We start from the raw sequence: 20,322 nt of genomic DNA on the forward strand, positions 1-20,322 counted from the left end.
GCTCTTGAGCGGTGGACGGGCCTACGGAAACCGCCACAACCTCAGTGGCGATACCTTGCTCCTTGAGGCGTACGGCTTCTTCCACGGCAATTTCGCAGAACGGGTTCATCGACATCTTGACGTTGGCGAGGTCGACGCCGGAATGGTCCGCCTTGACGCGAACTTTCACGTTGTAGTCGACCACACGCTTGATGGCTACGAGGATTTTCATTGGGCAGTATTCTCTCGAAAAACGTTGATCGTTGCAGTGCAGTCAGATGGCCCCGGCTGCACGCATTGCTTCAATGCGATCTGCCCCCAGCCCCAATTCCGTGAGCAGCTGTTCGGTGTGTTGGCCAAGGCCCGGCACGGCATCCATGCGAGGTTCGAACGCACTGTTGCTGCCGGGGGGGATAAGGCTTGGAATGGGGCCGGCAGAGGTGTCGACTTCTCGCCAACGGTCACGGGCCTGAAGCTGCGGATGATCCCAGACACCTTGCATGTCATTGACTCGGGCGTTGGCGATTTGCGCCTGGTCCAGGCGCTCGATCACCGCCTCGAAGCTGAGCGTGGAGAACGCTGCAACGATCAGTTCCCGTAGCGCGTTGCGGTTCTCGACGCGTTTGAAATTAGCCGAGAAGCGCGGGTCTTTGGCCAGCTCCGGTGTAACCAGTACCTTCTCGCAAAACTGCTGCCATTCACGCTCGTTCTGCAACCCGAGCATCACGGTGGTGCCGTCACCGACGGGGAAGGGGCCGTAGGGATAAATGGTCGCGTGCGCAGCGCCGGCGCGAGGGGGCGCAGGCGCCTTGTCGTAGGCGTAGTACATCGGGTAGTTCATCCACTCGACCAGGCTTTCGAGCATCGACACATCGAGGTGGCTGCCTTCACCGGTGCGTTCGCGCAACAACAGCGCAGACAGGATGCCGGTGTAGGCGTACATGCCGGCGGCGATATCGGCAATCGAACAACCGGCCTTGGCCATGTCTTCCTCGCCCTGGCCGCCGGTGACCGACAGAAAGCCCCCTTCACTCTGGATCAGCAGGTCGTAGGCTTTCTTCTTCTCATAGGGGCCACCGGCGCCATAGCCTGAAATGTCGCAGACGATCAGGCGCGGAAATCGTTGATGCAAAGCCTCGAATGACAGGCCCATCCGAGCTGCGGCACCGGGGGCCAGGTTCTGCACCAGGACATCGGCGCTGGCCAGCAAACTGTCCAGTACGTCGGTGGCGCAATCCTGCTTGAGGTCGAGGGTCAGGCTTTCTTTCGAACGATTGGTCCACACGAAGTGCGAGGCCAGGCCGTTGACGCGCTGGTCGTAGCCTCGGGCGAAATCGCCCGTGCCTGGTCGTTCGACCTTGATCACCCGAGCGCCGAGGTCGGCCAGTTGACGGGTACAGAAGGGCGCGGCAATCGCATGTTCGAGGCTGACGACGGTCAGGCCATCGAGTGGACGTGGACCTTTGGGCTGGCTCATGAGGGTAACTCTCTTGTTATTAGAAAGAGCGCGGCAGTTCGAGCAGGTGTTCGGCGACGTACGAGAGGATCAGGTTGGTGGAAATGGGGGCGACCTGATACAGACGGGTTTCGCGGAACTTGCGCTCGACGTCGTATTCGCAGGCAAAACCGAATCCGCCGTGGGTTTGCAGGCAAGCGTTGGCAGCCTCCCAGGAGGCCTTGGCCGCCAGGTACTTGGCCATGTTGGCGCTGGCACCGGCGTTGATGCCGTTGTCATATTCCTCGCAGGCACGCCAGCGCATCAGGTCTGCCGCTTCGATTTCGACGTGGGCTTCGGCGATGGGGAACTGCACGCCCTGGTTCTGCCCGATTGGTCGACCGAAGACCACGCGATCACGGGCATAGGTGCTGGCTTTTTCGATGAACCAGCGACCGTCGCCAATGCATTCGGCGGCGATGAGGGTGCGCTCGGCGTTCAGTCCGTCGAGGATGTACCTGAAGCCTTTGCCTTCCTCGCCGATGAGGCTGTCCGCGGGGATTTCCAGGTTGTCGAAGAACAGCTCGTTGGTCTCGTGGTTGACCATGTTGGCGATCGGTTGCACGGTCAGGCCGTTACCGATGGCCTCGCGCAGGTCGACGAGGAAGATCGACATGCCTTCGGACTTTTTCTTCACGTCGGCCAAGGGAGTGGTACGCGCCAGCAGGATCATCAGGTCGGAATGCTGGACGCGTGAGATCCATACCTTCTGCCCGTTGATCACGTATTTGTCGCCGCGTTTGACTGCCGTGGTCTTGATCTTGGTGGTGTCGGTGCCGGTAGTCGGCTCGGTCACGGCCATCGATTGCAAGCGCAATTCGCCGTTGGCCAGTTTCGGCAGGTAGTAGCTTTTCTGCGCCTCGCTGCCGTGACGCAGCAGGGTGAACATGTTGTACATCTGCCCGTGAACGGTGCCGGAGTTGCCGCCGCAGCGATTCACTTCTTCGAGGATCACCGAGGCCTCGGCCAGTCCCAGGCCCGATCCGCCGTATTCGGTCGGGATCATCGCAGCCAGCCAGCCAGCGTCGGTCAGCGCCTTGACGAAGGTTTCCGGGAAGCCTTTTTCTTCGTCAATCTTGCGCCAGTAGGCGGCATCGAATTCGGCGCAAAGAGCGCGTACACCCTCGCGGATGGCATTGAGTTCGTCAGCGTTGCGGTCAGTCATTATTATTCTCCTCAGCGCGTCACGCATGGCTGCTGCCCTGCGTGAGCGGGTACGGGCATGGAAGGGTCAGGTCGGGTTGAAACCCAGCGCAGCACGAAAGCGGTTCTTGATGTAGTGACCATCACGCGGTGGCAACACCCGTGGCGGGTTTTCCGCTTTGATCTTGATGGTCGCGAGCTTGACGCCATCGCGCGTTGCGAAGCGCTCTCGCAGGTCGTGCACGCCTGCCATGTCACGGATTTCGTCGGTCCAGCTGAAGCCGCAGGTTTTCGCCACCTGGTCCAGGGAAATACCGAAGCCCGCATGGCTGACCTGCATGCCGGTCTCGCCAAAGTGACCGTTGTCCAACACAGCAATGGTCAGGTTGGCGGGTTTTTGCAGGGCGACGGTGGCCAGTGCGCCGAAGCCCATGAGCAACTCACCGTCACCGGTGACGACGACAACCGACTTGTCAGGCTGTGCATTGGCCAGGCCCAGGCCAACGGTAATGGCACTGCCCATGGCGGCCCAGAGGTAATAATTCAGGTCATTGTCACCGGCCGCCATGACGTCATAGGACGCCGAGCCCAGGCCGGTCACGACCAGCACGTCCTTGCGGTCGGCCAGGAGGGTTTTCACCACTTCGCGGCGGCACAGGGTGTGGTTTGCGCTTACTTGACCCATTTCTTTTCTCCAATCAGGCGCTGGCCGAGCAGCAGGGCAGTGGCGCTATCGCCGTTGAAAGCCATGGTCGCGGCGCCATGCAGAAGGGGCGCGACGTCTTGCGGCACGTCCGCGCGCCAGGTCATGACCTGCATCAGGTTCAAGGAGGCTTCGGTGGCCTGGCCCATAGGGTTCTGCCACGCGTTGAATTCGGCCCAGTCGCCACGCATGGTGACGACCATCAGCAGCGGGAAGCCGGCGCAGACTTGCAGCGCCAGCGTGTTGATGCAGTTACCGACGCCGCTGGACTGCATCAGCAGAGCGCCGCGTTCGCCGCCCAGCCAGGCGCCAGCCAGGTAGCCGATGCCTTCTTCTTCAGTGGTGAGGACGACGGCCTTGATGTCCGGATCTGCATAAGACATACGAATGGCCGCCGAATGGCCGGCATCCGGTACGAAGACCACGTGTTTGACGTCGTGGGCCTTGAGTACGCGGAACACGTCCTCCTGCCAATCCTGTCCCACGGTGTGTTCAGCTTCTGTTGACATGCCCATCTCCCAAGCAGTGCTGCTTTTGTGTTTCACACATTCTGGGAGTGCTGGAAGCGAACTACGACTACCGTTTTTGTCTTTGAGATATGCCCGTTTGGTATAGCTGGTCGGGGTGTGTGGATCGTTCGATGAAGCCTCCCTATCCGTTACCCGGAAACGTGAAGGGGCCCATGAATCATCATGGGCCCCCTTTGGAAAAAGCATTAATCGGCAGTGCCTCAGCTCCTCACAGCCTGCGACCTGATGCAGCCTCTCAGCCCTGTTCGTTCTTCAATCTCTCCCGAGCCGCTGATGTAACCATGGCGGGACAGGTTGGGCATCAGCATCGCTGCGATGAACGTGATGGCGACGACGGCCGCGACGTAGAAGAAGAAATACTCCTCGATACCCTGCGAGCGAAGCGACAGGGCGACGTATTCGGCGGTACCACCGAACGCCGCGTTGCCGACGGCATACGGAAAGCCCACACCCAATGCACGGACCGCGGGCGGGAACAGTTCAGCTTTGACGATCCCGGCAATCGGGGTGTACAGCGACGCGATAGCCAGGCCACCAAATACCAGCAGGAACGCTGTGAAGGGGTTGCTGACTGATTGCAATGAGTAGAGCAGGGGGATCACCAGCAGCATGGCCAACCCGGAGAACAGCAGCATGTGCACCTTGATCCCGATACGGTCGGCGAGCAGCCCGAAGATTGGCTGGCAGAACATGAAACCGACCAGGGCGGCCGTCATGATGAAGCTCACCGTTTCCGGACTGAAGCCCGCAGAGATCACCAGGAACTTCTGCATGTAAGTGGTGAAGGTATAGAAGTAAAGCGAACCGCCAATGGTAAAGGCGACCACCAGGGCCACGGCGCGCTTGTGCTTGAACATGCCGCGCAGCGAGCCGGCGTCTTTGCGGTTCATGTCTTTTTTGGTGGCGGTTTCATGCATCGCGCGGCGCAGGTACACCACGACGATGGAACTCAAGGCACCAATGAAGAACGGAATTCTCCAGCCCCATTCGCGCAACTCCTCGCCGGTCAGCGTTTGTTGAAGAATGACCACGGTCATCAGGGCCAGGAGTTGCCCGGCAATGATGGTGAAGTACTGGAACGAGCTATAGAAACAGCGACGACCCGGGGTCGCGATTTCACTGATGTAGGTGGCACCGGTGCCGTACTCCGCGCCTACGGACAGGCCCTGGATCAGCCTGGCCACGACGAGCATGACCGGCGCGGCCACACCGATGCTTTCATAGGTCGGCATGACGGCGATCAGCAGTGAGCCGGCGCACATCATGAACACCGAGATGATCATCGACACTTTCCGGCCGCGAGTATCGGCGATCCAGCCGAAAATCCAGCCGCCCAGGGGGCGCATGAAAAATCCGACGGCGAAGACGCCAGCGGTTGCCAGTAGCTGGCTGGTGGTATCGCCTTTGGGAAAAAACGAAGCCGCAAAGTAGATTGCGGTGTAGGCATAAATGAAAAAGTCGTACCACTCCACCAGATTGCCCGAGCAGGCACCCATGATGGCTCTGACGCGGTTCGGATTTTTTACCGGGTCGCACGTTTCAGTGTGGTGCGTTGAATCGCTGGTTGATGCCATGGCGCAAGCCCTCGAATCTTATTCTTGTAGTAGTCGAGCGCTTCTGGCCTCGACGTTGATTGCACGCTACCCCAGAGTGACCAGGGTAATAAGCCGTCAACCAGGCCTAACTGATATACCGAAATTCTATAGCTTGCCTTGCGGGCCCGGCGGGCCAGGGCATGCAGTCACTCGAAAGCCGCAACGCCCCATGCCACGTCACTGGAGCGGCATTCCAGGGCACGCCAATGCGTTTACACTGGGACTACTTTCGACGCACTTCGCGCCGAGCCCGACTTTGACTGGCCTGGTAATGGATGTCGTTCAACTCAAGACCCTGATTCATGTGGCCGAGCTTGGCAGTCTCAGCAAGGCCTCCGACCGGCTGCACATCGCCCAACCGGCATTGAGCAGGCAAATTCGCCTGTTGGAAAAAGAACTCGGGACCTACCTTTTCGATCGGCATGGACGCGGCATGGAGATTACCGATGCCGGCCGTGAAGTCCTGGCGCATGCCACCCGGATCATGGAGGAGATGGAGTCCATTCGCAGTTCGGTGGTGGGCGGGAAGTCTTCTTTTCGCGGCACGGTGGTGATCGGTACGACACCGACGGTCGCGCAAATTGTCACCGTTCCCCTGGTGCGCAAGATCAAGCAGGATCACCCGAATGTTGCTATCAGGTTCTCCTCGGCCTTTAGCGGTTACCTGCTCGATTGGGTTCAGCGTGGGGAATTGGAGCTGGCGATTTCTTATGATCCGCAACCCTTGCATACGTTGCGCATCGTGCCGGTGATGATGGAAAACCTGCTGCTGGTCGGCCCCGCCAGCGCCAACCTGCGCCTTGATACGCCGGTGTCATTCGAGTCCTTGGGCGAGCAGCCACTGGTGTTGCCCAGCGCTCGCCACAGTCTTCGGGTGATTCTGGATAATTGTGCGCGTGAAGTCGGTATCAAGCTCAACACCAGCGTTGAAGCGGATTCCTTCGGCGCGATGATCGACCTGGTTCGCAGTGGCTTCGGCATGACCGCTTTACCGCTGGCATCGATCTACCCGCAAATTGAATCGGGAGTGCTCAGTGCGGCGCCTTTGGTAGATCCCACTCCCATGCGTAAACTGGTCCTGGTGTTTCCCGCGGACAGGCGAGTCAGTCCGGCCGCAAAGTTTGTGGGAGAGGCCTTCATCGAGATCGCCGCCGATCTGGTCAGCCGCGAAATCTGGGCAGGGCACATGCTCTGAGCGCCCACAGAAACTATTTTGCCGGCGATTTCATTTCCGTTCTTATTTGCGTCTCAGGCCCGAAAAACTGATTGGGATCATCGGCCTTCTTCAGGTCGACCCAGGCCCGGCAAATGCAATGTGAGAATTGTTCGCGCACCGTATCGGGGTCTTGCCAGTCCATGGGTGATGCTTGGGTTTTCTGTCCCTCGACCGTTTTATAGCAGACACAATTGTCGAGTCGGGTGACGCCGTTATCGCTCTGGCAAGCAGTGGTAAGCAAAGAGATCGCGATGAGCATGACGATGCGTTTCATTGGCTCCTCTCCGAGGCTGTGGTGAAGGGCTGCGCCTGAACAGACCGCCCGACAGTAGAAGAAGCTTAGCTGTCATTTTGCATCGCTCCATCCACGCCTTTGTGGATTCAACAGGTGCCCATGAACTCACTGATCTCTAGGATGCCCCGGCTGGTCCGCGCTGGCTCTCAGCGCCTTGGCTACCTGGGTTTGAATCTCGTAGGCGGGCGCCTCGACGGCGGAGTAGTCACGGGTGTAGCGAGTGGCAAACTCGCCGACGCCCCATTGCTGGTACTGCTGCACGTGCTTCAACTCATGGGCCCATAGCGCGACGTTGTTCAGCGCATCGTCCTCACTGCGAAAGACGATGATGTCGACAAGGGTGACGGCATTCACATCGGGGTTCTGCAGCATGGTGTTCGCGGCGTTCAGCTCTTCGTCGTCGCCGACCTTGTAGCGGGCCGAGTCGAGCACCTGGAGGTCATAGTAGGGTTCGAGCTGGGCGCGGATATTCAGCGGGATGGTTTGAACATCGCCGGCTGCCGCGGTGTTGCGCGATTGAACAATCCAGTTCTGAAGTCCAGCGGCCGCTATCTGGTTCATGTTTTCGAAGAGCTCCCCGGTGTCCTCCTTCGAGCCTGGCGCACAAAAACAGGCGACCACACATACCTGGTACTGACCTTGCGGGCAGGCCAAAGCAGCAGACGAAGTGCCAACGCACAGGAGTGGAATCGCCAAGCGCAAGACTTGACGTAGAAAGACGGCTGACAAAGGGGTCTCCCGCAGGCAATGGTTATTTGGCAGGAGCATTTCGCGCCGTTGTCCTGCCACGGGTTCGACCGTTGTAATGACGTTCGATTCCCTGGATCCAGGTTTTTTCAGACCAATGCCCAGAAAATACGAATGAGAACGCCTATCAAAAGTTAGGTGATACGGTATACCATGCGCCGCGAAATTATTGGCATGTATGCCGTCCCATTTGGCTATTCTCTCAAGGCTTCCTAGATGCGTCGTACCCTGCTGTCTATCTGTGTGCTTCAGGCGTTTTCCACTTCCTCCTGGGCGGAGCAAGCGACAACCGCTAAAACCGGTCTGGAGTTGCAGGCGACCGACATCGTTGGCACCGCTGACCTTGAAACTGCCACTGGGCCAGTGGACGGCTATCGCGCCACCCGTTCTGCCAGCGCAACGCGTACCGACACGGCGATCCACGAAACCCCACAGTCCATCAGCGTGGTGCCCAAGGACGTCGTCGAGGACATCAGTGCAACCAGGTTGCAGGACGCGCTCGATTACGCCGGCGGTGTGGGACGGGCCAATAATTTCGGTGGCCAGGGGCTGACCACCTTCACCGTGCGTGGCTTTACCACCGGCGAGTTCTATCGCAACGGATTCCCGATCAACCGTGGTTATCCGAACATGCCGGATGCGAACACCATCGAGCGCCTTGAAGTATTGCGTGGCCCGGCGACCACGCTTTACGGCCGAGGCGATCCTGGCGGCACGTTCAACGTGGTCTCCAAGCAGCCGCTGGCCGAGCGCACTGTGACACTGGGCAGCCAGCTCGATGATCAGGGAATGAAGCGCGGCACGCTGGACGCCTCCGGCCCGCTCGACGAAGAGGGCCGCCTGGCCTATCGCCTGAACGTGGTGGGAGAGGGCGGTGATACCTTCCGCGATCACGTGGAAACCGAACGCTATGGCGTGACGCCGGTTATTTCGTGGCAGGCCAACGACGACACCAAGGTGATCTTCGAAGCCGATTTCATGCGCAACAATCACCCGCTGGATCGCGGCCTGACACGCTATCCGAATCAGATTGGCACCGCGTCGCGCGACACGTTCTTCGGTGAAAAAGACGTCGGCAAGTTGCACAACGACAACAACATGGCCCAGCTGCGTTTCGAGCACTTCCTCAATGACGACTGGACACTGGGCGGTGGTTTCCAGTGGCTCGATGGCACCTTGCAGGGCAACGCTGTTGAGGCGAACGGCGTCGCCGCCGACGGGCGCACCCTGGGGCGCAACTTCAACTACCGTAAGCTGGAGTGGACCGACAAGGACACCCAACTCAATCTCACCGGGCATTTCACCGCGGGCGGTTTCGATCACACCTTGCTGACCGGCATCGAGTACGAGGATTACGACTACAAGTCGATCATCCAGCGCTCCAGCGGTGCGGTGACTGCCTACCCGATCGATATCTTCAACCCGGTGTATGGCCAGCCTCGTCCGGCCCTGACCCGCACGCCGACCAACGACAAGGAAAACCTCAAGACCTACGCCGCCTTCGTCCAGGACCAGGTGGCGTTGACCGAGCGCTTGAAAGTCCTGGCGGGTGCGCGTTTCGAGCGCTTCGAGCATGACTACGAAACCTTCGTGCCGGGTGGCAGGAGCTGGGAGGCGAGCGACAACGCGGTGACGCCGCGACTCGGCGTGCTGTATGACCTGACCGATACCGTGGCGGTGTATGCCAATACCGCACGCTCTTTCAAACCCAACAGCGGCGCCAGCCGCGAGGGTGGCGGCTTCGACCCGGAAAAGGGCAAGTCCTATGAGCTGGGGCTCAAGTGGGAAGCGCTGGATCGCGAGCTGAGTGTGGACGCGGCGATCTACCAGATTGAAAAACGCAATGTCCTGACCACGGACCCCGTGGACTCGACCTTCAGCGTGGCGGCGGGCGAAGTGCGCAGCCGAGGCTTTGACCTGAACGTGGCCGGCAATGTCACCCCCGAATGGCGGGTGATTGGCGGCTATGCCTATGTCGACGCCGAGGTCACCCAGGACAACGTGATCGAGTCGGGCACCCGGTTGATGAACATTCCGAAGAACAGCTTCAGCCTGCTCAACGTCTATGAATTCCAGGATGGCGCGTTCAGGGGGCTGGGGCTGGGCACCGGGCTCAAGTACGTCGATGAGCGTGCAGGGCAGACGGCCAACACGGCGTTTTCGATGGGCAGCTACACCGTCGTCGATCTGCTCGGCTTCTATCAGGTCAACGACAAGGTCCGGCTGAATCTCGATGTGAAGAACGTGTTCGACCGGGATTATGAAGAAGGCGCCTTTGGTAACGTCTATGCCTACCCGGGTGCGCCGAGGACGGTTCAGGTCGGTATTTCCTACACGTTGTGATGCAGCACGTTTACTCGCCCGCCGAGTTACAGGCGGGTGAGTGAACGGATCAAGGCCCTTTGCCTTGAGTCTTCTTCAGCCCTTTCAAACGTACATTCGCCCGTTGCACTGCGGCCATTTTTTCCGGCCGCTTCATGCGTTTCCACTTCTTGATGTCTTCCTTGCTGCGCCCGCAGCTCACGCACAGATCGCCACTCAACTGGCAAACGGAAATGCATGGGTTTTCGATTTCCTTGGCCATCGTCAATGGCCCCTGGTCGCGCTTGATGCCAGGCGTTTTTGCCAATCGCCGCCATGGGCGCGTTGGCACTCCTCTTCAGAGTCGAATCGGACAGTGTGATCCGAAGCCTCCAGATCAATGTTTGCCTCGTTCAGCGCGACGGCCGTCAGCTCAAGAATCCGCACTTTCGCGTTAGCCTGGGCGAGCTTTTTGTCCGCCAGCGTTTCGAACACCCAGGTCACCTTCAGTGTTTGGGCAAGCGCGTTCAAGTCAGCCGTATGAGTGAGCCAGGTAAAGCCTTTGATTTCAGATTTTGCTGTTTCGCAGGCGTCTGTCAGTGTCGCTATCAAGCGGCGCTCGATCCGTGCAAGTTCACGTTTGCCCAGGGGCATGGCGGGCTCCTTTGGAGATCAAAAAATGGGAGGTGTTCTGCACCGGATATGCAAAGTCTAATCTGTTCAGGTTGCCCAGCGAAGTCCGGCGACACTCAACAGGATCAAGCCGATCCAGACCAGTCTCCAGAACGATACCGTGTCACCCAGCCAATACATGCCGACGATGGCAGTGCCGGCAGCGCCGATGCCAGTCCAGACCGCATAGGCGGTGCCGACGGGCAGCACGCGCAAGGCCATCGTCAACAAGCACAAACTGCCGGCCAGGACGACGACCGTGCCGACCAGCAGCCAGGGCCGTTCAAGGCCGTTCGCGGATTTCAACCCGACCGCAAAAAAAATCTCCAGGAATCCGGCAACGATCAGCAGTAACCAGGATGTGTTGTAAGTCATTCGATGAAACCTGTAGGGGCAAAAAAAGGCGAGCCGATGAAGGCGCGCCAAATAAGTTCGGTAATCGTTCAGTGTTCGAAATGGACATTGTGCAATGTCATCGTCGCCCGGAGCTGGCGACTTGATATTGCTGAACGGGAAGCTATAGCTGATGTATCCGCTCATAAGTCACCCAGGGCAATCAATGAAAAAAATCGCGCTGATCCTGTCGCTGTCGGTTCTCGGTGGGTGCATTGATGGCACCATGGGAGAGAAAGGCTATATCTGGTGCAACAACCGATTCATCAAGGCTGATGCTGGTCCGTTTAGCACCAAAACCGGGAGGGTAGCGCAGCGAGGCTATATGTATGCCTTAGCCTCCGCACTGACCCTTCAGGCCGATAACCGCGAAGGAAACGCCCACAAGTTCATCCGCCCCGAATACCTAGAGATAATTGATAAGCCAGTCCGGAAGCACTCAGGCTTCGAGGCAACGACCTTTCTTCGCCACCCACTCAACCCAGGTGGGCGGGAAGAAATCATTATCGCTTTCGCTGGTTCCAACGACGCAGCGGACTGGGTGGGCACCAATCTATTGTCCAGCATTACGCAGTATTCCCAGGCCATGACGTACACCCTGAAAATGCTGGACGATCCGCGTGTTTATGATCTGCGCATGAAGGGGGCCAAGGTGGTAGTGACCGGTATTTCGCTTGGTGGCGGACTCGCCGTGCATGTGGTGAAAAGTCGGGTGGCAGCGCCTTTCATTGACGAAGCATGGGCCTTCAATCCTAGTCCTAAAATCTACTCGAACAGCGATCTCAACGACAAGATCTGGTTGGTGGCTTCAGACGGCGAATTTCTGTCGGGCTTGCGTAAAGAGCGGTGGAGTTTCCTGATCCCGGGATGGGGCAATATCGGGGCGAAGGAAGAACATACGGTGGACAATTTTAACCTGATCAAGTCGAACGGCATCTATGCCCATTATCGGTGGGGGATCGCCCGACAGATGCTGTTTGCCGCCGACTACATGGAGTACAAGGACGTTCCAGCGACAGAGCCGCTGAAACCGTCCGAGCCACTCAAAATACTCCACGCAAGCGAGTTCAAGTCTTGTGAGGGGAAATACATGAAGGCGAGGTTCGAACAGCCCTACATTAAGGAGGATGCGCCCAGTGTGGAGTCCTCTTCTCTCACCAACAAGTAGGGGCATTTCGCGGTCCTGCGTCCAGGTGTTGCATTCAACCTGGCCCCCCATGGCTCAATGGGCGTTGTGGTCCGGTGGTATCCAATATTTCCGTCTGGTGACTAGTTGAGGTTGTAACCATGCGACCGGGCCAACAAGATTTCCTTCCAATGGCTCTCGCGGGCATCAATTTCCCCCGGCATCGCGTGCAGGTCTGCGATCTCCAGCAATGAGAATCGCAAATCCTTTTCGCGTTCGGGCGGAGCATCAATGCCAAACTCCCGCTTGAGCGCCACATTGTGGCCATGGCTGGTCGTCGAATACGTGCACCAGCGCCCCTAAATACCTGTCTCCCCGTCGGCCTTGCCCACGTAGAGCTTACCGGTATGGGTATCGGTGATGAGGTAGATGCCCTTGACGCTCGACAGGGCCGAGCGCCAGGAGTCAACGTGCTGCTGCACCACCACATCGAGCTGGCTTTTGGTCAGGTTGACCTTTTTGAAGCCGGGAAAATGGCCAATGCTGAGGCGTTCGGCCAGCAGTTCAGTCACTGCCAAGTCGCCAGCCAGGGTTTCACCGTACGGGTAGGAGTTACGTTTGGTGTAGTTGCTGCTCAGATACAGCCGCCCCACCCACTCCTCGGCCGCCGGCACTCGCTCCAGGGTGTAGATATAGTCAGGCTTGGGGCCGACTCTTTCGACACACTCCATCGTCCGAAACAGACCCGCAAACAACCAGCGGGTTGGACTGCCGGCCTGAATAAGCGAAACCACGTAGGGCAGCTTAAAATTGCGGTTGCTTTGCCGGCTCTGCCACTTGTCGAAGCCTCCCTGTATGAACACGTCGAGCGGATGATCCTCGCCGTTGTACCTGGCCAAGTGGACCTTGGCCTTTTCCGGCGAAAACGTCGGCTCCCACAGTTTCAACAGATCGAACAGGTTCAATGCGACACGCCCCAGATAGTCAGTATCGCGAGTGTATTCCTTGTAGATGAAGAGTGCATCGACGGCATTACCTGCGCGGTAAACTGAGTAGAGCGTTAAAAACGACCAGCACTACTACCTGATTGATATGCCAAATAGCTGGCAGAGTCCATTACCAATGGTGAAGGCGATCATAGATACGTTGAAGACGTGATCGGCATTCGTTTGGGATAGGCGAAGAGCCGTGTTCGCAAAAAAGTTCATTGCTGACCTATTAACAACTAAACCGCGCGCAAGTAGGTCAAAAAATACTATGCATGAACTAACGATGCTAGATAGAAATAAAATCGCTATATCGCGCGCTGCCATGGCATCAGGTAGTGCATAAATTTCAAACAGTCGCAAGACGCCAAGCCATAGGAATGTTGGTGCGTTCCAAAAGAATGGTACGAGTAACAATAGATCCCAGTTGTTCATGCTTTCTTTGACCAGCATGTTTGGCAAAGTAAACCGTACAATGCTATATGCCCACATTATGAGCATCGGTAGAAATGACGCTGCAGAAAATGCTAAGATCATATACCCCGTTTGTTTAGAGAACGAACGTCGATTCCCGGTTTTGCTGATTCTCAGAAGGGCAGAGCAGATTATGTAGTCGTAGATAAAATGACCCGGCCAAGCCATCAAATAAAATATTATGGTCCCTAGGTACGATTCGGAAGGCATGGTGCCAGCAAGTGTCGAAAAAAAGCGTCCGAACATGGGTGTCAGACCGATTGTGAATACGACAGAAGATATTAATGAGACAACAAGCGTTTTTCGTAGACTAAGTTTTCCGTGGGAATTTAAGAGCGCAGTGCGCGTAAAGGCCCAAACTAGCGCCCGTGTTGCTTCGTTATCACTACGGCTGTCCGCAAGGTCAGAGGTATGAATGTAGGCGAGTTCTAGGGCTGACCGAACCCGAGGTGCGCGAAGAAGTAGCCCTAACACTATGCCGGCAAGGGCAACTAAGTTGAGAGCCAACACTGCGAAAGTGAGCATTGCGGCAGCCTGCCTCTGTAGTGTCTTACTAGCTTATGCGAAATACTCACGCTCCGCTTAAATATGTCGCCAAAAAGATTCTCCGATGAATTCGAGTGATGCCTGAGACGAAAATCGCGTCCTTCGATTAAGACTCAAACGCATTTTTACGCGCAATCGGCCCGACTCAGAGAACCCTTTGCACTCAGAAAATGCCGAGCGTTTCCTTTAGAATTGCCTGACGATTCACCGGGTTTTCAGTGGTGCCGGTGCTCGCATCGCTGGCAGCGCGTCCTACTCAGATACGCCCGGAAAAAAGGTCTTGATGATATAGGAATGAACCGAAAAGCGCGGTGCTCAGCCTGCTCAGTCGAGGTTTGTGACACAGGAGATTCCAGCGGCATGGGGACGCAAGCGCGATGCGCCATGAATGGCGCTTACTATCCGCGAATCTGAGCAGCGGCAAAGGGGACGGCAAAGGGGGACGCCCATTAGCCGGTCTCAAGTCAACGCAACAGCTTCTGGTAATAGAACCGGGTATGTCCCGGTGGATAGTCTGCCAGGCGTCCGAATTCGGAGTAACCCAGTTTTTGATAAAAGCCTGGTGCCTGAAAGCTGAAGGTCTCCAGCCAGATACCAGTGCAGTTCTTTTTATGAGCGATATCTTCGGCCATGCGCATTAGCCGTTCTCCTATACCTCGGCCACGCATCGACTCGGGAACGCTGACAAGATCAATGAGCAGCCATTGATATGAAACCTTGCCGTACAGCCCACCTATAACTTCGTTACTGTCAGGGGTACGTAGCAACAGGGCAAATGTTTCATGGGCGTCGTCCCCACCGTTGGCCAAATTATGGGCCAGTAATGGAGTCAGAATTTCTAACCGCTCTGCTTCAGTCGCATTTTCCGAAAGCTGGATTTCTACAGACATAGCGCTCTCCCTGAGCTATGAATAAATGGGTCAACAAGGTAGCCCATTTCTGTAACCCTATGGCGAATCATTAAATGCATCAATTCTGGACGGCTGCTTTGGCCGGTTTCCGCCCCTCACCGAGGGCCGATATGGGTCGATAGCTTCCGGTGAGTGTGGAAGTACGGTTGAGCTATTCCCCGCCCTGCGTATTACCTATACCGGGTTATGCGCCCTACGGTACTAGCGATGGTTGCGATAGCGTTCGGTCAAGGACTGCACGCGGGTGACGTAGGATTGCGTCTCGGTGTAGGGAGGCACCCCGTTGTACTCGACTACGGACGCTTCGCCGGCGTTGTAACCTGCCAACGCCAGCACCTGGTTGCCGTTGAAGCGCTTGAGCAGCCAGGCCAGGTAGCGCACGCCGCCACGAATGTTCTGTCGTGCGTCGAACGGATCGTCCACGTCGAAGCGCTCGGCGGTGGCGGGCATCAACTGCATCAGCCCCTGGGCACCGGCTACGGAAATGACGTTGGGGCGAAACGCCGATTCGGCATGTATCACTGCGCGGACCAGCGCCCTGTCGACACCATATTGACCCGACGCGGCTTCGATCTCCCGCCGATAGGATTGGGTGTCCAGGCGCAGTGAGGCGACCTTGAAGTCCTTCGGCGCCATGCACAGATAGCAGCCTTTGATGTAATAGAGCTCAAGGACATCGACCCGTGCGGAGATCCCGACGGGGCGCCGGCTCACATATTGACGAATACCCTTGTGGACGAAGGTGTACACCCGAATCCGCACCGCGCCTGAGTCGTCGTTCCGCACAACCCGTGGCAGGGCCATTGCCTTGGCGCCGTCACCGGCGCCCGCCATGTCATTGAGGCGAGTGCAGCGGGCGCTGGCGATGGCTTGGCTGGTGTAGCTGATGGCTCCGTCTCTGGCTTGGCACTTGAACATGGCGCTGGCGCACAGTGGAGTGACCAGCAAGGCCAGCTCGATGCAGCCAAGAAGGCTCTTGCGAGCCCATCGCCATGCTCTGCAATTCATCACATCGCTCCGCGCCGAAGGCGCCGATCAGGCCTGGGGCGCCTGGCCCAGGTGCTGGCCTATTCGTCTTTTGTTCTGATAGTTATACCCCTTGTAACCGGCCTTGGAACTTGCGTTGACATACGGGCTGCCGGCATTCCCAGGCGAGGCGCAGGCCTGATTGCTCGCACGACGCGTCGTCCCGGTTTGCCAGGGCGGGGCGCAAGTCCGATCCGCGGGTGACGGACCCGGAGCCGGGCGGAACAGGCCCAGGTAGGCGATGGCAAAGTTGTTATCGTTATCCGCCCGGGCCGAACTCATCCGAGAATGAAATATACCTTGCGCACCGGCGTGATGTTTTCCCAGGTTCCCTTGAACCCCGCCGCTACCACGAACGAATCCCCCGGCCCGAAGGTCTTCGCCACGCCGTCCGCATCGGTCAGGCGCACGGTGCCTTCGAGGATGTGGCACATCTCGTCATAGTCGCACTCGCATCTCGGTCTGCGCACTGACCGAAACACGGCTGCTTCCTGCGAAGACCCGGCGGTTCATCGAGTTCATACACGACCATCCCAACAGTGCTTAATGCCTGACGAGTGGATGGGGGCATTCCGACGCAGACGAATGTCTCCTTCAGCCGATAGCTGCCTATCACGAAGGGCAGCAATCGGCTGCGCGTTTCTGGGACGTACCATAGGGGAAATGGAGCAGTGTGATTTCAGCTTCGCCACGGCATAGTTCTGGCTCGAACGGCAAGCGTTGATGAATCTGGAGAGAGCCAAGCCATTGCCATGTAGGACTTGAGGGCGCCGCGGGAAATGAATCATGGCATCACATCTACTTGGCATTGTCGACAGTCGCGTACTAGATAGAAGTGGACCCCGCTGATGACTGTGGTGCCATGGCTTAAGTGTAGCTATGCTTGGTCTGATGTGAGCTTTTCATTCAAGATGTAATTCGCCTACGATCAGCCATTGGCCATCAAACAACCAGAGCTATCATTCCAGTCGATGCTTTTGATTATGAGGTAATTGATTATGTTCGCCGATTCCAATATTGTTGCAGCTCTAATTGCTGGTGTAGTCACACTTTTGGTGGCAGGTGCATCTGGTATCTATGCGGTCGTACAAAGTCGGAAGAGGAATGATTTTATTAGAAAAGAGCTATTAGCTAAAGCAGATGTCGAGGCATTATAATCGCCAAAAAAGAGTACCTTGATATTTATAGAAAGTTCGAGCGAGAATTGGTAGGTGTAAATACACGAAATCCTCATGATGGTACAGCGGCCGTTCAATTTTCGATAAATTTCTACGCGCAAAACGCTAGAGATTTTTATCTTCGCAACAAAAAAATCCTTCAAACTGACGACCTGAACGATTTGCTTGGAAAAATATCAGCCGCCATTGAATCCGGAACATTGAACAATCCAGAAAATCATAGCGGAAAAAGAGAGTTTGGCAGCAATATTGTAGAGTTTTGTAGCGAGCTACATGAACGAGCTTTAGTCGTGATCTGAATGCACCGTTTGATCTTTAGAAGAAGCAATGGGCATTTAAATAACGCCTAGGTATCGCGTGCTGGGCGGAAAGCGATTCTCTCAGTCTACTCATGCTAGTGGGAATCGACTTTCGATTCAGCTGCGCTTACTCCTATCAAAATGTTTATCAGCACTATGAGCGTCTGTAAAGGGGCAGATAGCGACGGTCTGACCAAGACCGTCGCAGTGATGGTCAGCTACTGTCTGCTTGTCTGCTCTGCCATTTACAGAGCGTCGACCTCGATGCCCAAGTACCTGGCAGTGCTATCGAGCTTCGTATGGTGGAGAGATGATCTGAGCCATGCAGCCGGGTCGGAAACAAAAATCCTCACTGCGGAGATGGCCTGATGTATCCACGCCTCGAGAGCCGTTCGGGTCTGTTCAGTGATTTCAAACTTGACTGGGTGCTGAGTTTTCTGCTGCATCACAATGGCTCGTGACTACACATGCATCACATGGGCTACGTTTCGTTCTCACAGATTGGCTAAGTCACAAGCGTGCAGCTTGCTGTCGCTGGACAAGTTGAAGAGAGCCGGATCCCGTATCTTCTCCGCGAGTTGGAGTCTGATCCGGATGGCCTAGATATCTCTGCCTCGAAGCGGGGCTTTCTGCCCGACAAGCTTTCCCTTGTTCCAAGGCTGATTGTTGTACGTTGCAATAGCCTTAAATAGCTTGTCCTCCACGTTGAGGTAGGTCAAGGGTGGATCAGTCATTGTGCGTGATGGTCGCTAACCGACCCTAAGCTGACAGTTGCCAGCGGCAGCAAATGGCTGAAGCGCACGAAAGAATAGTGCAACATATAGACCATTTTTGATTTTAGCAATGTACGCATCAAGTTGCTTCCCATCCATACCAAAGCTCAAAATGTAAAGGGCGTATATTGCTTGAGTTCTCGTAAGTTGATGAGAAGTCCACTAACTTTGTGCTGACGCCCAGAGCCTTTAATTCATCCTGAATCTTCATGGCCTCATTTCTTTCACTATCCTTAAAGAAACGTAATTCGTTTGTTCTAGGTCCTTTTCGCACATCAATCCCAGGGACTACTACCTCAAAGCCGTTGTCAAAGGATTTTTTCTGAAGCTGTTTTGAAATGTTTGCTGCAGTTTTCTTGAGCGTGTCGTTAGGGATGTGAAAATAAACTCTCGGTTTAACTCCTTTGAATGCGTCCTGAGCAATTCCCTGGGAGGGAGAGTCCTGTTTTGCAGCATTGATCAATGTCTGAGTGGATACCTGAGCGACTTCCGAGTTTTTATCATGAGCAGCGAACCTCGCAATAGTGGGAACTAATTCGGAAGGAAGTTGATTGTTTTTACTCATGCTTAGGGCAACCTCAGAGGCGATAATTCTCTCCTTTTCATTGCTGCTTGAAAGATGCTGTATGAGGCCCATCATGTTTGCAGCCCTTGACTGAAGAATGGCATTGTTTTTTTCAGACTCAGAAATGGAGTGGCTAGCATAAAAAAGAGCGGTGGGAATTAATACGCCACCAATAACTCCGGCCATGATGCTAACTAAATCCCAGATATCTTTTTTTTCACTCATTTGAAGTCTCCTTCGAGAAAGGTATCGTCCGAGGCTTTGGCTGCTGCGGTTGTCGTGGCGACATCCTCTTAGTTTGGGTAGAACCCTGGGGCGCTGCGGCGATAAGTGAGGGGGCTTTGGCTGCACCGGACACATTCAGATAATAAAAGACAGGGACTGAGGCGAGTATTGTCCGCACTAGAATGGTGATCATCCAGCCGCTGACCAAAAAGGAAAACATGCGACTGATAAAAAAACCTCAAACGTTTACGTATCCGAAGGACGAGTTGATGTGCTTTGGCCAAATGCTCAACCCCTTCGATGGTGTACCGCGCCTGATTCGCGAAACATTGACGGAGATAGTGCAATGCACTCGTAGGGCTTTCGACGGGCGGTCCAAGGCTATTCTTGCAGTCGGTCAGGAGCACCGTATGAACAAGTGCTCGATTGAGCCAAGCGATGAGTTGTACTTGCTTCTTCTCCAGACTGGCCATATATCCTCCGGTTGGCCCATAGAAGGAGCATGACAGAGTGGGCTAGTAGTGATGAGTAAAGACTAGTTTGCACAATCGTGTGCATTTATCGATTTAATAAACCAAGAGCTCCACTAACTAAATTTGCCTTGCCGGATTAGCTTTATGCTGTGGTTCGTTCATGGTCGTTAACTGCGTCCGCGAACGTCCGATTTTGGCCGATTGCTGCCCTTTCAGCTACCACCCAACCCTTAGTAAATGCTCATGCTCCGTGCGTTGAGGGCCGGATAAGGCGTTACGTTATCCAACGACGGAGCATGTGTTCACGATCGATTGATCGTCTGGTGCCAGGAGTCCTAAAAGAAGCCCAACGGATTGATGTCATAGCTCACCAGCAGGTTTTTGGTCTGCTGATAGTGGTCGAGCATCATCTTGTGGGTTTCACGGCCGACGCCGGATTTCTTGTAGCCACCGAACGCGGCGTGTGCCGGGTACAGGTGGTAGCAGTTGGTCCACACGCGACCGGCCTTGATCGCGCGGCCCATGCGGTAGGCGCGGTTGATGTCGCGGGTCCAGAGGCCGGCACCGAGGCCGAACTCGGTGTCGTTGGCGATGGCCAGGGCTTCGGCTTCGTCCTTGAAGGTGGTGATGCTCACCACCGGGCCGAAGATTTCTTCCTGGAACACGCGCAT

Annotated in this window: 22 protein-coding genes and 2 pseudogenes; 6 read left to right on the forward strand and 18 right to left on the reverse strand. The window is 56.1% G+C overall.

The window, feature by feature from the left end; all coding sequences use genetic code 11:
* The 6 genes from PMI35_RS06290 to PMI35_RS06265 all read right to left on the reverse strand — a co-directional run.
* Window positions 1–211, reverse strand: a 211-nt coding sequence (locus PMI35_RS06290; RefSeq protein ID WP_008064141.1) for an electron transfer flavoprotein subunit beta/FixA family protein, incomplete at its 3' end; no start/stop codon positions are given.
* 42 nt (window positions 212–253) lie between these two features.
* Window positions 254–1,456 (reverse strand): CaiB/BaiF CoA transferase family protein, encoded by a 1,203-nt coding sequence (locus PMI35_RS06285; RefSeq protein WP_008064144.1) that lies wholly within the window; start codon window positions 1,454–1,456, stop codon window positions 254–256.
* A gap of 19 nt (window positions 1,457–1,475) precedes the next feature.
* Window positions 1,476–2,639, reverse strand: a complete 1,164-nt coding sequence (locus PMI35_RS06280) for an acyl-CoA dehydrogenase family protein (protein WP_008064146.1) — start codon at window positions 2,637–2,639, stop codon at window positions 1,476–1,478.
* 66 nt (window positions 2,640–2,705) lie between these two features.
* Window positions 2,706–3,302: a thiamine pyrophosphate-dependent enzyme gene (locus PMI35_RS06275; protein ID WP_008064148.1), complete on the reverse strand. Its 597-nt coding sequence runs from the start codon at window positions 3,300–3,302 to the stop codon at window positions 2,706–2,708.
* Complete coding sequence (locus tag PMI35_RS06270; protein ID WP_008064150.1) at window positions 3,290–3,829, reverse strand: thiamine pyrophosphate-binding protein; 540 nt, start codon at window positions 3,827–3,829, stop codon at window positions 3,290–3,292. The genes PMI35_RS06275 and PMI35_RS06270 overlap by 13 nt, the downstream gene beginning before the upstream one ends.
* Window positions 3,830–4,050: 221 nt before the next feature.
* On the reverse strand, window positions 4,051–5,346 hold the full coding sequence (locus PMI35_RS06265; protein WP_032831974.1) for an MFS family transporter: 1,296 nt from the start codon (window positions 5,344–5,346) through the stop codon (window positions 4,051–4,053).
* A gap of 370 nt (window positions 5,347–5,716) precedes the next feature.
* Between PMI35_RS06265 and PMI35_RS06260 the strand changes: the two genes are divergently transcribed.
* Complete coding sequence (locus tag PMI35_RS06260; RefSeq protein WP_008064155.1) at window positions 5,717–6,640, forward strand: LysR family transcriptional regulator; 924 nt, start codon at window positions 5,717–5,719, stop codon at window positions 6,638–6,640.
* A 13-nt stretch (window positions 6,641–6,653) separates the two neighbouring features.
* On the opposite strand, the gene PMI35_RS06255 is transcribed toward PMI35_RS06260, so the two are convergent.
* Together PMI35_RS06255 and PMI35_RS0133005 are read right to left on the reverse strand one after the other, a co-directional pair.
* The gene (locus PMI35_RS06255) at window positions 6,654–6,935 is read right to left on the reverse strand and encodes a hypothetical protein (protein ID WP_008064157.1); all 282 of its coding nucleotides are present in this window, start codon (window positions 6,933–6,935) and stop codon (window positions 6,654–6,656) included.
* 126 nt (window positions 6,936–7,061) lie between these two features.
* Complete coding sequence (locus PMI35_RS0133005) at window positions 7,062–7,724, reverse strand: eCIS core domain-containing protein (RefSeq protein ID WP_008064159.1); 663 nt, start codon at window positions 7,722–7,724, stop codon at window positions 7,062–7,064.
* A 195-nt stretch (window positions 7,725–7,919) separates the two neighbouring features.
* On the opposite strand from PMI35_RS0133005, the gene PMI35_RS06250 reads away from it, so the two are divergent.
* A complete protein-coding gene (locus tag PMI35_RS06250; RefSeq protein WP_008064161.1) occupies window positions 7,920–10,046 on the forward strand; it encodes a TonB-dependent siderophore receptor in 2,127 nt (708 codons plus the stop codon).
* 49 nt (window positions 10,047–10,095) lie between these two features.
* On the opposite strand, the gene PMI35_RS06245 is transcribed toward PMI35_RS06250, so the two are convergent.
* The 3 genes from PMI35_RS06245 to PMI35_RS06235 form a co-directional block, all read right to left on the reverse strand.
* The gene (locus tag PMI35_RS06245) at window positions 10,096–10,287 is read right to left on the reverse strand and encodes a DUF1289 domain-containing protein (RefSeq protein WP_008064164.1); all 192 of its coding nucleotides are present in this window, start codon (window positions 10,285–10,287) and stop codon (window positions 10,096–10,098) included.
* A gap of 2 nt (window positions 10,288–10,289) precedes the next feature.
* Window positions 10,290–10,658 carry a hypothetical protein gene (locus PMI35_RS06240; RefSeq protein ID WP_008064166.1) on the reverse strand — a complete coding sequence of 123 codons (369 nt, stop codon included), beginning with the start codon at window positions 10,656–10,658 and terminating at the stop codon, window positions 10,290–10,292.
* Between the two features lie 66 nt (window positions 10,659–10,724).
* Window positions 10,725–11,216 (reverse strand): DMT family transporter, encoded by a 492-nt coding sequence (locus PMI35_RS06235; protein ID WP_238543202.1) that lies wholly within the window; start codon window positions 11,214–11,216, stop codon window positions 10,725–10,727.
* Window positions 11,217–11,235: 19 nt separating this feature from the next.
* Here PMI35_RS06235 and PMI35_RS06230 point away from each other — a divergent pair, with 19 nt between their 5' ends.
* Window positions 11,236–12,237, forward strand: a complete 1,002-nt coding sequence (locus PMI35_RS06230) for a hypothetical protein (RefSeq protein ID WP_008064174.1) — start codon at window positions 11,236–11,238, stop codon at window positions 12,235–12,237.
* Window positions 12,238–12,554: 317 nt separating this feature from the next.
* Here the strand turns inward: PMI35_RS06230 and PMI35_RS0133010 are convergent, their stop codons facing one another.
* The 4 genes from PMI35_RS0133010 to PMI35_RS06205 form a co-directional block, all read right to left on the reverse strand.
* On the reverse strand, window positions 12,555–13,160 hold the full coding sequence (locus PMI35_RS0133010; RefSeq protein WP_008064175.1) for a hypothetical protein: 606 nt from the start codon (window positions 13,158–13,160) through the stop codon (window positions 12,555–12,557).
* Between the two features lie 1,505 nt (window positions 13,161–14,665).
* Window positions 14,666–15,091: a GNAT family N-acetyltransferase gene (locus PMI35_RS06220; RefSeq protein WP_008064178.1), complete on the reverse strand. Its 426-nt coding sequence runs from the start codon at window positions 15,089–15,091 to the stop codon at window positions 14,666–14,668.
* A gap of 222 nt (window positions 15,092–15,313) precedes the next feature.
* On the reverse strand, window positions 15,314–16,120 hold the full coding sequence (locus tag PMI35_RS06215; RefSeq protein ID WP_008064180.1) for a lytic transglycosylase domain-containing protein: 807 nt from the start codon (window positions 16,118–16,120) through the stop codon (window positions 15,314–15,316).
* Between the two features lie 296 nt (window positions 16,121–16,416).
* Window positions 16,417–16,608 (reverse strand): cupin domain-containing protein, encoded by a 192-nt coding sequence (locus tag PMI35_RS06205; RefSeq protein WP_238543203.1) that lies wholly within the window; start codon window positions 16,606–16,608, stop codon window positions 16,417–16,419.
* Here PMI35_RS06205 and PMI35_RS35510 point away from each other — a divergent pair.
* From PMI35_RS35510 to PMI35_RS34760, 3 genes and pseudogenes are all read left to right on the forward strand, one after another.
* Window positions 16,593–16,685 (forward strand): annotated as a pseudogene (locus PMI35_RS35510) (LysR family transcriptional regulator); the annotation flags it as partial. The gene PMI35_RS06205 and the pseudogene PMI35_RS35510 overlap by 16 nt on opposite strands.
* A 451-nt stretch (window positions 16,686–17,136) precedes the next feature.
* Entirely contained in the window at window positions 17,137–17,295 is a 159-nt protein-coding gene (locus tag PMI35_RS34755) for a hypothetical protein (protein ID WP_157295793.1), read from the forward strand.
* A gap of 47 nt (window positions 17,296–17,342) precedes the next feature.
* Window positions 17,343–17,615, forward strand: a complete 273-nt coding sequence (locus PMI35_RS34760) for a hypothetical protein (RefSeq protein WP_157295795.1) — start codon at window positions 17,343–17,345, stop codon at window positions 17,613–17,615.
* A 301-nt stretch (window positions 17,616–17,916) separates the two neighbouring features.
* Here the strand turns inward: PMI35_RS34760 and PMI35_RS35995 are convergent.
* The 3 genes and pseudogenes from PMI35_RS35995 to PMI35_RS06195 all read right to left on the reverse strand — a co-directional run.
* Window positions 17,917–18,211: pseudogene (locus PMI35_RS35995) on the reverse strand (hypothetical protein); the annotation flags it as partial.
* Between the two features lie 256 nt (window positions 18,212–18,467).
* On the reverse strand, window positions 18,468–19,178 hold the full coding sequence (locus tag PMI35_RS06200) for a hypothetical protein (protein WP_008064192.1): 711 nt from the start codon (window positions 19,176–19,178) through the stop codon (window positions 18,468–18,470).
* A gap of 808 nt (window positions 19,179–19,986) precedes the next feature.
* Window positions 19,987–20,322, reverse strand: a 336-nt coding sequence (locus PMI35_RS06195) for an aldehyde dehydrogenase family protein (RefSeq protein ID WP_008064195.1), incomplete at its 5' end; no start/stop codon positions are given.

Origin of the sequence: Pseudomonas sp. GM78 (genome assembly GCF_000282475.1) — a bacterium.
Classification (GTDB): Bacteria; Pseudomonadota; Gammaproteobacteria; order Pseudomonadales; family Pseudomonadaceae; genus Aquipseudomonas.

Bases quoted from the DNA above. Each gene is read 5' to 3' on its own strand.
- PMI35_RS06240 (WP_008064166.1), bottom strand. From the start codon at position 10,658: ATGCCCCTGGGCAAACGTGAACTTGCACGGATCGAGCGCCGCTTGATA.
- PMI35_RS06215 (WP_008064180.1), bottom strand. From the start codon at position 16,120: ATGAATTGCAGAGCATGGCGATGGGCTCGCAAGAGCCTTCTTGGCTGC.
- PMI35_RS06245 (WP_008064164.1), bottom strand. From the start codon at position 10,287: ATGGCCAAGGAAATCGAAAACCCATGCATTTCCGTTTGCCAGTTGAGT.
- PMI35_RS06285 (WP_008064144.1), bottom strand. From the start codon at position 1,456: ATGAGCCAGCCCAAAGGTCCACGTCCACTCGATGGCCTGACCGTCGTC.
- PMI35_RS06280 (WP_008064146.1), bottom strand. From the start codon at position 2,639: ATGACTGACCGCAACGCTGACGAACTCAATGCCATCCGCGAGGGTGTA.
- PMI35_RS06255 (WP_008064157.1), bottom strand. From the start codon at position 6,935: ATGAAACGCATCGTCATGCTCATCGCGATCTCTTTGCTTACCACTGCT.
- PMI35_RS34755 (WP_157295793.1), top strand. From the start codon at position 17,137: ATGTTCGCCGATTCCAATATTGTTGCAGCTCTAATTGCTGGTGTAGTC.
- PMI35_RS06230 (WP_008064174.1), top strand. From the start codon at position 11,236: ATGAAAAAAATCGCGCTGATCCTGTCGCTGTCGGTTCTCGGTGGGTGC.
- PMI35_RS06275 (WP_008064148.1), bottom strand. From the start codon at position 3,302: ATGGGTCAAGTAAGCGCAAACCACACCCTGTGCCGCCGCGAAGTGGTG.
- PMI35_RS06220 (WP_008064178.1), bottom strand. From the start codon at position 15,091: ATGTCTGTAGAAATCCAGCTTTCGGAAAATGCGACTGAAGCAGAGCGG.
- PMI35_RS06235 (WP_238543202.1), bottom strand. From the start codon at position 11,216: ATGAGCGGATACATCAGCTATAGCTTCCCGTTCAGCAATATCAAGTCG.
- PMI35_RS0133005 (WP_008064159.1), bottom strand. From the start codon at position 7,724: ATGCTCCTGCCAAATAACCATTGCCTGCGGGAGACCCCTTTGTCAGCC.
- PMI35_RS06265 (WP_032831974.1), bottom strand. From the start codon at position 5,346: ATGGGTGCCTGCTCGGGCAATCTGGTGGAGTGGTACGACTTTTTCATT.
- PMI35_RS06260 (WP_008064155.1), top strand. From the start codon at position 5,717: ATGGATGTCGTTCAACTCAAGACCCTGATTCATGTGGCCGAGCTTGGC.
- PMI35_RS06270 (WP_008064150.1), bottom strand. From the start codon at position 3,829: ATGTCAACAGAAGCTGAACACACCGTGGGACAGGATTGGCAGGAGGAC.
- PMI35_RS06250 (WP_008064161.1), top strand. From the start codon at position 7,920: ATGCGTCGTACCCTGCTGTCTATCTGTGTGCTTCAGGCGTTTTCCACT.
- PMI35_RS06200 (WP_008064192.1), bottom strand. From the start codon at position 19,178: ATGAGTGAAAAAAAAGATATCTGGGATTTAGTTAGCATCATGGCCGGA.